We start from the raw sequence: 12,544 nt of genomic DNA on the forward strand, positions 1-12,544 counted from the left end.
CAAAGGCTGTGCCAGAATTTGTGTCACGCGGGGGAGTTATGGATGCCGACGGGGCGCAAAGCCCCGCAAGTCTTGGGATTAGCTATACAGCAGTTCGTAGATATAAAAATATTCCGCGTCCGATAAGCGAATGGCATAGGCCTCTTCGATCGGCAGGAAAGCAGATTTAATGACACTAAACGCACGAACATCCAGATCCGGCTTGTTCTCCAGCGCCATCTGTAACGGTTTGCGGTTAATCACGATACGCTCGACCATACAGCAGCAATGGATCAGGAAGCGCAGTGTCACCTGACGGCTCGGTTTGAGCGACAGCGCAGCGGTCAGATGATTCAGCACGCCTTCCATCTCTTTCAGAATACGCTGCGGGTTGAGCACCGAAATATGGTTAATGATGCTCTCCATAGTCAACGCGCTGATAAAGCGCATCGCGCTACGCTCCATCTCCAGTCGGCGTTCGCTGCTGGAGAGATCTGGCGTCAGCAGGCTGAGCACCAGCTCAGGGCCTTGCTCAGAGAACAACTCCTCGAGCGAGATAAACGGAATATCCGGCAGTCCTGGCTGGAAAGTACCCACTATGCCCGCCAGACGTTCACTGGCGTTAATCGCCTGCTGAACACGCTCCAGGCTGCGAACTTCGTTGTAATCGAGGATCACCATCCGTGTATCCTGCGACATCAACTCACCGAAGCTCTCTTCCAGCACCTTTTTGATTTTTTCTGCTGTTCCCATCCCGGTGATGCACGAAATGACCAGCACTTTACCGCTGTTTTCCTGCTGTGGCGTACAGAGCTGACAGGGAATATTTTTGCTCTGCATCAACGCCGCCAGTTGCGGCAAGTCGCTGGTTTCGTAGCTTAAATCCAACCCTATTTCCAGCAGACTGGTGAGCGTGATGTTGGGCATCAGCAGAACGTCTATCTGGAATAATTTGCTGATCGTACTGCCAAAATGGACCAGCGAGCCAATATCTACCATCAGGATCAATCGGCGATATTGTCGGGTCTGGATCATCTGTGTCAGGGCTTCCAGCGTGTCATGCACCGACTGCTCGAAAGGCATATCGATAGCGCTGAACACCTCGCGCTCCAGCACGCGATTCACGTACTGCGCCTGGCTTGTGGCGGTCGTCGCGCCGTGGGCAATCAAAATCACCCCGCAGTCAGGACTGGCGTCAATCCGTTGGCGGTAATGGCGACACTCTTTGAGGAACAGGCACAGCCAGACCACCTCCGTCGCCGGACACTGAATATGCAGCAGTTCATTGATTTTTCGGCATAACAGCGTGGCGTTTTCGTATTCATCTTTGCAGCGATCGAGGATCAGGCTGGAAGAATAAAGTTGCGGAATAAGGCCGCGCTGCACGTAGCCAATCAGCGCCAGAAAGTGTTTGCGCAGCGGGTTAACCAGATTTTCCGGCAGCGTAAAACCAAGCACCTGCTCAACGCAGCCGATCAGCAGCGTAACTCGCTCTTCAATCTGATCGCCATAGCGCGGGGGATGCGCCACACTATCGCGGCTGTAGAGACCATATTCAAAAATCGAGCTGAGTTTGTTTTTGAGGATTGCCAGCGTTTCAGCAGGTGGTACGTTGCTGTTACGCAGGTTGATATATTCCCGGGTCAGGAAGCTGTAAAAGAGATCGCTCTCTTCAATTTCAGCTCCGGTGGCCAGCGAATTTTTCAGTGCCGGCAACGTGCGGGCATCGATGCTCAGGTGCTCTTTGCCTTCGAACAGCGCTCCAACCAACAGACGTTGTTCCGGTGTGGCATTAAAGGGGATCTCGGTCAGACGTTTATCCAGCTGTAGCGTATCGCTGTGCTCCGTCATTCCCGAGGCCCAGGCCTGGGCGCAGAGAAACTGAATATCGCTCTTGAGCTGACCAATATTGCCTTCCAGCGGCTTGTTCAGCAGCCAGAGCAGCAGGGTACGGTCGATGCTTATCGTACGCTCGATTTTGCGGCTCTCACGCTGTAAGAAACCAACGATCAGCTCAACCTGCTCTTCCACCGAACGCTGGCGAATGCCGGGGAGATCGATACATACCTGAATACGTCGCTGGAAAGTGCGCAGCAACGCCGAACTTACCGGTTCGGTGGTCGCACATATCAGGCGAACCGAGATTGAACGCGCCACGGCGCTGGAACCCAGCGGCCGGTATTCACCTTTGTCGAGAATAGAGAATAGCTTTTCCTGACCTTCATACGGCAGACGATGCACTTCATCGAGCAGGAGATAGCCGCCATCAGCCTGTTCGACCAGACCGGGTTTATTCTCGTTTGCACCGGTAAACGCTCCCTGTCGATGACCAAACAGGTGCGATGAGAGCAGCTCCGGGTTATGCGCGTATTCCGCGCAGTTGAAATAGACCAGCGGTGGAGGTGTTCCTGGTGCACGTTCGCAGGCGAAACGGTGCATCAGTTCGGCAAAAAAGGTTTTACCCACGCCGGAGGGACCGGTCAGCAGAACATGTAGCCCGTGGGGATACAGCACCGCCGCGCGGCCTTTTTCCACCGCATCGCGCAGGCTGCGATCGTAACCAATCAGGCTGGAAAAGGGATCGTCTGTCGCCTGGTTTTCCTGAACAGGCAACAGGTCGGCAACGGTTTGCACTTCACGCTCGGACTCATCCAGTTTGCGCCCCAGCAGCGTTTCAATCGCCTGACGATGCAGAAAGAATACCGGGCGCCCGCGGCTTTTAATCGCCAGGCCGTCGTTCCAGAGCTGATTGAGATCTTTACTGACCGAGTTGCGCGCCAGCCCGAGGTTGAAGCCGATGGCCTCCGCCGTGAACGCCGTTTCCTGCGCCAGATGGGCAAGATTCAGTCCTCGCGTCAGCCGTTCCAGCTCTCCCAGTATTATCTCAATCCGTCTCATCTCTTTACCGCTTAAGAAATAAATGATTGTTCAGAACATACACTATTATGCTGCGCAAGAAAGTGAGGCGGCATCCAGACCTTCCGGTCATCAAAACGTTTTCGACAAATAATGGCGCGCGGAACCGGTTTCCGGGAAGTTATCGAGGGTCATTTGCAGCTGATAGCCGTTTTTCTGATAAAACGGCAGCGCCTGGAAACTCATGGTATCCACCAGCGCATGCAGGCATCCTCTCTCACGCGCCGTCTGTTCTGCGGTTTGCATCAATTTTGTGCCGTAACCACCTTTACGCAGCGAGTCATGCATCCACAGAAAATCAATGCACAGCCATTCGCCTTTGATTTTGCCGATCAGCCCACCCAGAATGTCATTGCGCTCATCGCGCCAATACACCGCCAGGTCGCCAAAATTGGTGGTTCTGAGAAACTGCCGGTTGTAAGCGCGCAATCCGGCAAGCAGGGCATTTTGATCGTCTTCGGTAATCGTATCTGTAATCTGTATTTGCATCCTATCCTCCTGAAATAACTACAACTTCTGGCTGATTTATTTTTAGACATTAACACAGGGTGATGAGTGAGTCGTATGCCGTCTACACTTACTCTTGAGATGATGCGCATAGACAACAAGGATTATTATCATGAAACGAGTCATTTTTCCGATTATTGCCGTCCTTTTCACGCTACCCGGTCTGGCGCAAGCCGACTCGGCTTATGGCAGTCTGCAGGCTGTACACGAAAAGAATACTGTTATGAAGGATTTACGTAAGATTTGCACCCCGCAAGGGTCGCCATCTGATGAGGTGTGGGAAAAAACGATTATGGCTGATACGCGTAATCAGCAGCACATCCGCGAAGCCATTCTGGCAATTCAAAGAAACAATCAAAACAACTACTGGGAAGCGCTTGGCAAAGTTGAATGCCCGGATTTATAGGCGTGAAGCGAAATAGCCCCACGCCAGAGGGAAAGCGTTAACGCTGAGGAATAATTAAGTCGCCGCGCAGCACGTACGACCCCAGCACGCTCTGGGTTTTCTCGTTAAGCCAACTGACGATCCGCGCCGCCATGGCGTCCATAGAATATTCAATCGCCGGGATCGTAGGGATTCCCGGCAGATGCAGCGAACCGGCCAGGCTAAAGACCATAATATCTTGCGGTACTGATTTATTAAACGCCTGCAACTGCGGGATCACCCGCTGTGCCTGCTGTTCATCCGCCACCAGCAGCGCGTTAAAATTCAGCGTTGACGCGTTGTTCAGCAGCTCCTGCAAGGCCACTGACGATGACGTTGCAGCCATAAATACCAGGTTACGGTTAAACGGCAGGAAGTTTTTTTCCAGCGCGTGTTTATAGCCCAACAGCACCTGATCGGAGAAACCCATCCCGTCCGGATGAATTAAAGCAATCTGGCGTCGGTTCTGACTTATCAGGTAGTTACAGGCGGTTTCGGTAGCGAACTCATGATCGAACTGGATGCTGTTGACGTCATCGCCGGAATCCAGACAATCCACCAGAATGACATTCTCCTGATTGATGTTCAGCGGAAAACGCGCGCCAATAATCAGGACGTCATCGCACAAGCCGCAGCTTAATTCATCAAGAGCGCCCATGACTTCCGCTTTGGTATTGGCAAAACGCAGCAGCAGGTGCTTTTGATGCTGGCTAAGATGCTTTTCCAGCGCGTAGAGATAACCCGTGGTCTGATTAATGTTGTCCTGCGCGCATATCACGCCGATACAGCCCGTAGACTGGCTGAGTAGCGACTGCGCAATCACGTTCGGACGATAATTGAGTTCATCCACCGCTTTCAACACGGCGAGGCGGCTGGCCTCTTTTACGCCACGCGATCCGCTCAACACGCGTGACACAGTGGCTTTTGACACGCCAGCCAAACGCGATACATCGTTGATAGTAGACATCATTCTCCCCTGACAGGACCCGCCTGGCCCTTTCCATCCTGAATTTAACATTGGCTCAAATAATCGCCATCCGCAGTATAGCTGTTTCCGTTTTTCATGGAAACCGATTTTCCATTTGGACTCAAAAAGAGATCTTCACAGCTAATTTCGTGAGCTAAATCCAAATAATTAGCCTTATAAGAATAAGATCTTGATGGCTGTCACAGTTCTGTTTTCCATGGATGGAAACCGGTTTCCGTATGATATCAAATCAGACTCGCAATAAGTTTTTACATTTAAAGGATGGTTCACTATGTTCAGGATTATGTTGTGTTGTTCGGCAGGGATGTCCACCAGCTTGCTGGTTCGCAAAATGGTTGAAGAGGCAGAGTCTCGCGGATTGCCTGTGAAGATTGAGGCCTACGGCGTTTCCGAATTTGACATTCAGTTTCCAAATTACCAGGTGGTGCTACTCGGCCCCCAGGTAAAGTACATGCTTAATACGCTCTCCGAAAAGGCTGCCACCCAGGGTATACCCGTAAAAGCCATAGATATGATGGATTACGGTATGCAACGCGGTGACAAAGTGCTGGATTATGCTCTGTCGCTGATTGAAGCGACACACTAGAAAGGTGTCATTATGAGTTCGTTATATCAGTCAATGGTTGCCGTCATTGAACAATCCATCACCCCGCTCGCTGGCAAGTTAGGGCAGCAGAAGTATGTGATTGCAATTCGTGACGGTTTTACGGCGGCGCTGCCGTTTATGATCATCGGCTCCTTCATGCTGGTGTTTATTTTTCCGCCGTTCTCTGCCGATACTACCAACAGCTTTGCCCGGGGCTGGCTCGATTTCTCGGCAACTTATCGTGAACAGCTGATGCTGCCGTTTAACCTCAGCATGGGTGTTATGACGTTCTTTATCTCCGTGGGCATTGGTGCCAGCCTGGGCCGTCAGTTTAACCTCGATCCGGTGATGTCTGGCCTGCTGGCCTTTATGGCGTTTTTACTGGTTGCTGCGCCCTATGCCGACGGTAAAATCTCGACGCAGTATCTTTCCGGTCAGGGTATCTTTACCGCCCTCATCACCGCCATTTACTCCACCCGTATATATGCATGGCTGAAGCAGAATAACGTGACAATCCGCCTGCCGAAGGAAGTCCCGACCGGCGTCGCGCGTTCATTCGAGATCCTCATTCCGGTACTGGTGGTGATTGCGACCCTGCATCCGCTGAACCTGTTTATCGAAGCACAAACCGGGATGATCATCCCGCAGGCGATTATGCACCTGCTGGAGCCGCTGGTTTCCGCTTCTGACTCACTGCCCGCTATTCTGCTTTCTGTGCTGTTGTGCCAGATTTTCTGGTTTGCCGGCATTCACGGCTCATTGATCGTAACCGGCATCATGAACCCATTCTGGATGGCGAACCTGTCTGCTAACCAGGCCGCTCTGGCAGCGGGCGCTGCGCTGCCCCATGTCTATCTGCAAGGTTTCTGGGATCACTACCTGCTGATTGGCGGCGTCGGTTCAACTTTACCGCTGGCATTCCTGCTGCTGCGCAGTCGCGTCGCGCATCTGCGTACTATCGGCAAAATGGGAATTGTGCCTAGTTTCTTTAATATCAATGAGCCTATTCTGTTTGGTGCGCCAATCATCATGAACCCGATGTTGTTCATCCCGTTTGTCTGCGTCCCGCTGGTTAACGCCGTGCTGGCCTATAGCGCCACCAAACTCGGCTGGCTGGCACAGGTTGTTTCACTGACGCCGTGGACTACGCCTGCGCCAATCGGTGCTTCCTGGGCCGCAAACTGGGCATTAAGTCCGGTGGTGATGTGCTTTATCTGTATGGCGATGTCAGCGCTGATGTACCTTCCATTCCTGCGTGCTTACGAACGTTCTTTGCTGAAAACCGAAGAGCAAAAAGCACAGGATGCCGTCTCCGTGGCGAACGCTGCCCGTAGCAACTCATAATGAATCAAGGAGTCAGAACAATGAGATACCGTTTTCCTGAAAACTTCTGGTGGGGCAGTGCCTGCTCAGCGCTGCAAACCGAAGGGGATAGCCTGAACGGCGGCAAAAGCCAGACCACGTGGGACGTGTGGTTCGACCGTCAGCCAGGTCGTTTCCATCAGGGAGTTGGCCCGGCAACTACCTCGACCTTTTATCAGTACTGGAAACAGGACATCGCACTGCTCAAACAGCTGAAGCATAACAGCTTCCGTACGTCTCTGAGCTGGTCGCGCCTGATTCCGGACGGTACCGGCGAGGTTAATCCTGAAGCCGTCGAGTTCTATAACAACGTCATCGACGAGCTGCTGGCACAAGGCATTACGCCATTTATCACCCTGTTCCATTTCGACATGCCGATGGTGATGCAGGAGAAAGGTGGCTGGGAAAACCGTGAAGTGGTCGAGGCGTTTGGCCGCTATGCACAAACGTGTTTTACATTGTTCGGCAACCGGGTTAAGCACTGGTTTACCTTTAACGAGCCAATTGTCCCGGTTGAAGGCGGCTATCTGTATGACTTCCATTACCCTAATGTGGTGGATTTCAAACGTGCAGCCACCGTGGCGTATCACACCGTACTGGCGCATTCGACGGCGGTTCGGGCATATCGTGCCGCAAATCATGATGGTGAAATCGGCGTGGTGCTGAATTTAACGCCTTCCTACCCGCGTTCACAAAATCCGGCGGATGTGAAAGCCGCACACTATGCGGATCTGCTGTTTAACCGCAGCTTCCTCGACCCGGTGCTGAAGGGTGAATATCCGGCGGATCTGGTTGAGCTGCTGAAGGAGTACGATCAGTTACCAACATGCCAGCCAGGCGACAGCCAGTTAATCGCCGAGGGCAAAATCGACCTGCTCGGCATCAACTACTATCAGCCGCGTCGCGTGAAATGTCGTGATAGCGCCGTCAACCCGGATGCACCGTTTATGCCGGAGTGGCTGTTTGATTATTACGAAATGCCGGGTCGGAAAATGAACCCTTATCGTGGCTGGGAAATTTATGAGCCGGGTATTTACGATATTATTACCAATCTGCGTGATAATTATGGCAACCCGCGCTGTTTTATTTCTGAAAACGGTATGGGTGTCGAGAATGAGCAGCGTTTTATTCAGCAAGAGCAAATCAACGACAGCTACCGTATTGAATTTGTCTCTGAGCATCTTAAATGGCTACATAAAGGAATTAGCGAAGGCTGTAATTGTCTTGGCTACCATATGTGGACCTTTATTGATAACTGGTCATGGCTTAACGGCTATAAAAACCGTTACGGTTTTGTTCAGTTAGATTTAGCAACGCAAAAACGTACGGTGAAAAAAAGCGGCGAATGGTTTGCCCAGACCGCCGAAAATAACGGATTCGATTAGGAAGAGAACAACATGATTGCATTAGAAGAAGCAGTAATGGAAATCATCGTCAATGCCGGGCAATCCCGCAGTCTGTGCTTTGAAGCGCTGCATGCCGCGCGCGCCGGCAATATTGACGAGGCAAAAAGCCTGCTTCGTGAGGCTGACGGTTACGCCCGTCAGGCTCATCACATGCAAACCAAATTGATCGAACAGGACGCCGGGGAAGCCCGGCAACCAATGACATTAATTATGGTGCATGCGCAGGATCACTTAATGACGTCGTTATTAGCCCGCGAACTGTCAGAAGAAATTATTCATCTGTATCAGCGTTAATCGTTAATTAAACATTCAACAACGGAGAAAGCATTACGATTAAATAAAGCAGCCCTGTACCCGTTATTAAATAGACAAATCAACTTGTTTTGGTGATAGCAAATTAAACCGAGACGGGATGGTTATTATCTTAAAATAAATTAATGCACACACTTATTCAGAATGCTCTACGCAAACTGAAGGGTAAAGTGTCGATGAGATAACCATGAACATGATAAAAAAACTTCCAGTCACGCTGGCGGTCGTCGCCGCGCTGTGCCCAATTTCTGTCCTCGCACAGGAATTCACACAAGAACAAATCGATGCCATCGTTGCCAAAGCCGTCGATAAAGCGCTGGCTGAGCGTCAGGCAAAAATGGACGCCGCCGTGGCGAAAAAAACCGATGTCATTAACGAGCCGCAAAGTGCGGCGCAATCGCCGGATATGGCTATTCCGTTCGGTGTGAAATTCAGCGGCTATGCGCGTTACGGCGCGCATTTCCAGAGCGGCGATCAGAAATACGTTGGCGTTGATGGCTCCTACAACGGTGCTTCCGCTATCGGTCGCCTGGGTAACGAAGGCAACGGCGGCGAGTTCCAGCTCTCAAAAGCGTTCAAAAGCGATAACGGCGCCATCTGGGACATCAACGTGATGATCGACCACTGGGGCGACGAAGTTAACCTGAAAAAAGCCTACGCGGGCGTCACCAACGTACTGGAATCCAATCCCAACGCCTATATCTGGGCAGGCCGCGACTTCCACCAGCGTCCGCAACAGGGTATCAACGACTACTTCTGGATGAACCACGACGGCCAGGGCGCCGGGGTGAAGAACTTCGACATCGGCGGCGTACAGTTTGATGTCGCCACCGTTGCCGCAGTTGAATCGTGCAGCCCGGAAGTGATGGAAGACGAAGCCAACCCATCGCGTATTACCTGTACCGGCGGTTCCGGTACCGGCGATAAAGGCAACTACGCTGTGACGTCAAAAATTCACAATATGAAAGTGGGCCCGCTGGATCTGGAGATCTACGCCAACTACGGTTTTGACTCCAAAGCCGTCGAGAGCGATGACCGCCTGAAAGCCTGGCAGGGCGCATTCGTGCTGAGCCACACCAACGACAGCGGCGTGAATAAAGTGATTGCCCGTTATTCTGATAACTCCGACAACAGCGTCTATAACAAAACCGACGACCTGACTACGGTTTACGCCAGCTTCGAGGGAAGTCATAAGTTTACCCGCCAGGCGCAGGTGGAATACCTGTTAGCGTTCCATGATTACGACAACAGCACCGATAAGAGCGATAACCGTAAGAACTACGGCGCGATTGTGCGTCCAATGTACTTCTGGAACGACGTTCACTCCACCTGGCTGGAAGCGGGCTATCAGCGCGTAGATTACGACAACGGCGGGGATAACCACGGCTGGAAACTGACGCTGTCGCAGAACATGTCGATCGCCATGGGACCGGAGTTCCGCCCGATGCTGCGCTTCTACGTCACCGGCGGCAAGGTGGATAACGATCGCACCGCGCGGGTCAACGGCACGCAGGATGAAACGCTGGACGACTTTAACCTTGGTGCCATGTGGGAAGCATGGTTCTGATTAGTGAGTCGTGAAGTGCCGGATACGGCGAGAACGCCTTATCCGGCGAACAACACCGAGATTATTGCATACCTTTTATGCGAACTTTCGCTGCCACCAAAAGCGCCGTCAGCAGCATCAGGCTGCCGGAAAGCATCAGGGGCGACAGCAGTCCGAGGGTATCGAGCGCATAGCCTCCCACCGCTGCCCCGCAGGTATTGGCAAGCTGGATCACGGCGACCTGGACGGATCCGGCTTTTTCTGCCTGATCGGCAAGCGAACGGGTGATCCACGTCGACCAGCCGACCGGTACCAGCGCAAACAACAGCCCCCAAATAATCGCAATACCCGCCGCGACCACTTTGTCGCTGCCCCACAGGATCAGGACCAGCGCACTGAGCGCCAGCACCAGTGGCGCACCGGCTAACGCCAGTTTGACCGAACGCTTCAAAATCATCGACGAGAACGACGTACCAACGAAACTGGCAATACCGAAGCTCAGCAGCACCAGCGTCAGGCCATCAACGTCAAAGCCCGCCAGATTCATATAGATCGGGCGAATATAGGTAAAGAAGGCGAACTGACCAGCAAAGGACATGAAGATGGCAATCATCCCGGCCATCACCCCTGGACGCTGCAACAGGCTGAACATGTTTTGTTTCTGATGCGAAGGTTCACCTGGCAGCGAAGGCAACGCTCTCACCACCCAAATCGTGCACAGCACGCCCATTACCGCCGCCGCATTAAACACGTTACGCCAGCCGATAATGCCGCCCAAAAAGCTCCCCAGCGGCGCGGCAATTACCAGCGCGATGGAGACCGCGCCAAAAATAACCGACAGCGCTTTCGGCACCGTACGTGCAGGAACCAGACGCATGGTCAGCGACGCCGACATCGCCCAGAAGCCGCCAAGCGCCAGACCGAGGCAGGCGCGGCCAACGAGCAGCAGCGAAAAAGAATTGGCAAAGGAAACCAGCAGACAGGAGAGCGTCAGTAGCACCGAAAACAGAATCACCACATAGCGACGATCGGTCGCCTGAATAATTTGCGTCACAAACAGGCTGGCGAACATGGCGACAAATGCCGTCACGGTCACCGATTGCCCGGCCACGCCTTCAGAAATCCCCAAATCCTGCGCCATCGGCGTTAACAGGCTAACGGGGAGAAATTCAACGGTTATCAGGCAGGCAACGCAGAACGCCACGGCAAATACCGCCGACCAGTTAGGTCGGGAATTTGCCTCAGCGCGGGATTTTTGTTCAACAGCTTCACTCATTTTGTTACCTGCGTGGGGTTATTGTAGAAAAGTTACGCAGTGTAACATTAAATTTGTGACGTAATTAACGTTTTGACAACTATTCACCAGAGATCGGCTGCGCCTTATCCGGTCCAGGACAGAGAGCCCTTTCTGGCTCAATTAAGCGTCACGCGCAGCCCGGGCCAGGCCGGTTATCCACTCCTGGTGACCGTTGATCATCGGATTGGGCAGCGTACGTGCCAGTTCTTGTGCCGGAACGCCAATTTGTGATTCCTGGGTCAGAATACGTACGCGCCCGCCGGGTAAATCCTCAAAGAGCCAGGCGTGGATCACATCCAGACGTGTAGTGGCATCGCCTTCCGCCCAGCCATGCCAGGCAACACGCGCGGCCTGGCCGTCAACCGGCGGCACATACTCGGTGATTTGCGCTTCGATGGGGAAACCAAAAGTCGTAAAACGAAAACGGGCATCCATGCTTAACAATGGACCGGAACCGTCGTGAAAACGGATATCCGCCACGTTGCTGTAATACGTCGGCCAGCGCGTTGTGTCATTAAGCTGTGCCCAGACGGCACGGGCGCTCAGTCCGGCAACGATAATTTCATTTGAAGCAAAGTTATCAGTCGTCCCCGGCAGATACGCTGCAGGCCAGATAATTGCACGTTGTTGAGTCGCTTGATTCATGATGTACCTCGTCGTGTGAGTTAACGAGGTACATCATGCTTTCGCGTAAGATATAAAGATAATGACGGTTCAAAATAGTCGTCATCATAAATTTTGATATCAGTGCAGCCAGTGCACGCCATCCTCGGGCTGGAAAAAGGCGTTATAGCGCATCTGGAACGCATTAAGCTCCTGCATATCCGGCTCCATCTCGCGCAGAAAACCGAGCGCCAGACGCACCTGCGCGTCGGTAATCGGTGCAGCCAGCCGGGCTTTTTGCAGCCAGCGGTGCCATTGCAACAAGTTCTGCTCACTGCCGTCGACAATAACGATTTGCCAGATCAACAGCACCTGGGCAGCATTTTGTAGATGCGATTCATCAGGACGATGGAGGTACTGTAAAAAAGCCTCACCCTGTACTTTTCCCATCTGATCGATCATCGATTCTACCGGCACGACATCAATGTTCAGCCGCTCGCTCAGACGGCGAATTGCCCGCCGCGACCCGGACGTTAGCACCCGAAATCCCACCACAAAAACAACCACCAGCGTGGCCAGCATTATCCAAATCATGCGCACATCCATTACCAGACAGGA

General features: G+C 52.7%; 12 protein-coding genes. 6 read left to right on the forward strand and 6 right to left on the reverse strand.

The window, feature by feature from the left end; all coding sequences use genetic code 11:
• Positions 1-78 precede the first annotated feature (78 nt).
• The gene (dagR, locus tag OGX90_RS17845; RefSeq protein ID WP_032945425.1) at positions 79-2,877 is read right to left on the reverse strand and encodes a transcriptional regulator DagR; all 2,799 of its coding nucleotides are present in this window, start codon (positions 2,875-2,877) and stop codon (positions 79-81) included.
• A gap of 90 nt (positions 2,878-2,967) precedes the next feature.
• Entirely contained in the window at positions 2,968-3,384 is a 417-nt protein-coding gene (locus OGX90_RS17850; protein WP_286624412.1) for a GNAT family N-acetyltransferase, read from the reverse strand.
• A 130-nt stretch (positions 3,385-3,514) separates the two neighbouring features.
• Between OGX90_RS17850 and OGX90_RS17855 the strand changes: the two genes are divergently transcribed.
• Positions 3,515-3,808: a YicS family protein gene (locus OGX90_RS17855; RefSeq protein ID WP_003827149.1), complete on the forward strand. Its 294-nt coding sequence runs from the start codon at positions 3,515-3,517 to the stop codon at positions 3,806-3,808.
• 37 nt (positions 3,809-3,845) lie between these two features.
• Here OGX90_RS17855 and OGX90_RS17860 read toward each other — a convergent pair whose 3' ends face one another.
• Entirely contained in the window at positions 3,846-4,793 is a 948-nt protein-coding gene (locus tag OGX90_RS17860) for a LacI family DNA-binding transcriptional regulator (protein WP_286624414.1), read from the reverse strand.
• A 292-nt stretch (positions 4,794-5,085) separates the two neighbouring features.
• Between OGX90_RS17860 and OGX90_RS17865 the strand changes: the two genes are divergently transcribed.
• The 5 genes from OGX90_RS17865 (at position 5,086) to OGX90_RS17885 (ending at position 10,047) form a co-directional block, all read left to right on the forward strand.
• A complete protein-coding gene (locus tag OGX90_RS17865) occupies positions 5,086-5,400 on the forward strand; it encodes a PTS sugar transporter subunit IIB (RefSeq protein WP_008786511.1) in 315 nt (104 codons plus the stop codon).
• Between the two features lie 12 nt (positions 5,401-5,412).
• Positions 5,413-6,744 carry a PTS cellobiose transporter subunit IIC gene (locus OGX90_RS17870; RefSeq protein ID WP_008786512.1) on the forward strand — a complete coding sequence of 444 codons (1,332 nt, stop codon included), beginning with the start codon at positions 5,413-5,415 and terminating at the stop codon, positions 6,742-6,744.
• A 20-nt stretch (positions 6,745-6,764) separates the two neighbouring features.
• The gene (gene gmuD / locus OGX90_RS17875; RefSeq protein ID WP_286624416.1) at positions 6,765-8,147 is read left to right on the forward strand and encodes a 6-phospho-beta-glucosidase GmuD; all 1,383 of its coding nucleotides are present in this window, start codon (positions 6,765-6,767) and stop codon (positions 8,145-8,147) included.
• A gap of 12 nt (positions 8,148-8,159) precedes the next feature.
• A complete protein-coding gene (locus OGX90_RS17880) occupies positions 8,160-8,462 on the forward strand; it encodes a PTS lactose/cellobiose transporter subunit IIA (RefSeq protein WP_008786514.1) in 303 nt (100 codons plus the stop codon).
• Positions 8,463-8,667: 205 nt separating this feature from the next.
• Positions 8,668-10,047 carry a carbohydrate porin gene (locus OGX90_RS17885; RefSeq protein ID WP_008786515.1) on the forward strand — a complete coding sequence of 460 codons (1,380 nt, stop codon included), beginning with the start codon at positions 8,668-8,670 and terminating at the stop codon, positions 10,045-10,047.
• Positions 10,048-10,108: 61 nt separating this feature from the next.
• Here OGX90_RS17885 and nepI read toward each other — a convergent pair whose 3' ends face one another.
• The 3 genes from nepI to OGX90_RS17900 form a co-directional block, all read right to left on the reverse strand.
• Positions 10,109-11,302 (reverse strand): purine ribonucleoside efflux pump NepI, encoded by a 1,194-nt coding sequence (gene nepI, locus OGX90_RS17890; RefSeq protein WP_008786516.1) that lies wholly within the window; start codon positions 11,300-11,302, stop codon positions 10,109-10,111.
• A gap of 141 nt (positions 11,303-11,443) precedes the next feature.
• Positions 11,444-11,968: an SRPBCC domain-containing protein gene (locus OGX90_RS17895; RefSeq protein ID WP_003827143.1), complete on the reverse strand. Its 525-nt coding sequence runs from the start codon at positions 11,966-11,968 to the stop codon at positions 11,444-11,446.
• A 99-nt stretch (positions 11,969-12,067) separates the two neighbouring features.
• On the reverse strand, positions 12,068-12,520 hold the full coding sequence (locus OGX90_RS17900) for a DUF1198 family protein (RefSeq protein ID WP_003827141.1): 453 nt from the start codon (positions 12,518-12,520) through the stop codon (positions 12,068-12,070).
• Positions 12,521-12,544 lie beyond the last annotated feature (24 nt).

This window comes from Citrobacter sp. Cpo012, from assembly GCF_030333015.1.
Classification (GTDB): domain Bacteria; phylum Pseudomonadota; class Gammaproteobacteria; order Enterobacterales; family Enterobacteriaceae; genus Citrobacter; species Citrobacter portucalensis.

Bases quoted from the DNA above. Each gene is read 5' to 3' on its own strand.
- dagR (WP_032945425.1), bottom strand. From the start codon at position 2,877: ATGAGACGGATTGAGATAATACTGGGAGAGCTGGAACGGCTGACGCGA.
- OGX90_RS17850 (WP_286624412.1), bottom strand. From the start codon at position 3,384: ATGCAAATACAGATTACAGATACGATTACCGAAGACGATCAAAATGCC.
- OGX90_RS17855 (WP_003827149.1), top strand. From the start codon at position 3,515: ATGAAACGAGTCATTTTTCCGATTATTGCCGTCCTTTTCACGCTACCC.
- OGX90_RS17860 (WP_286624414.1), bottom strand. From the start codon at position 4,793: ATGTCTACTATCAACGATGTATCGCGTTTGGCTGGCGTGTCAAAAGCC.
- OGX90_RS17865 (WP_008786511.1), top strand. From the start codon at position 5,086: ATGTTCAGGATTATGTTGTGTTGTTCGGCAGGGATGTCCACCAGCTTG.
- OGX90_RS17870 (WP_008786512.1), top strand. From the start codon at position 5,413: ATGAGTTCGTTATATCAGTCAATGGTTGCCGTCATTGAACAATCCATC.
- gmuD (WP_286624416.1), top strand. From the start codon at position 6,765: ATGAGATACCGTTTTCCTGAAAACTTCTGGTGGGGCAGTGCCTGCTCA.
- OGX90_RS17880 (WP_008786514.1), top strand. From the start codon at position 8,160: ATGATTGCATTAGAAGAAGCAGTAATGGAAATCATCGTCAATGCCGGG.
- OGX90_RS17885 (WP_008786515.1), top strand. From the start codon at position 8,668: ATGAACATGATAAAAAAACTTCCAGTCACGCTGGCGGTCGTCGCCGCG.
- nepI (WP_008786516.1), bottom strand. From the start codon at position 11,302: ATGAGTGAAGCTGTTGAACAAAAATCCCGCGCTGAGGCAAATTCCCGA.
- OGX90_RS17895 (WP_003827143.1), bottom strand. From the start codon at position 11,968: ATGAATCAAGCGACTCAACAACGTGCAATTATCTGGCCTGCAGCGTAT.
- OGX90_RS17900 (WP_003827141.1), bottom strand. From the start codon at position 12,520: ATGATTTGGATAATGCTGGCCACGCTGGTGGTTGTTTTTGTGGTGGGA.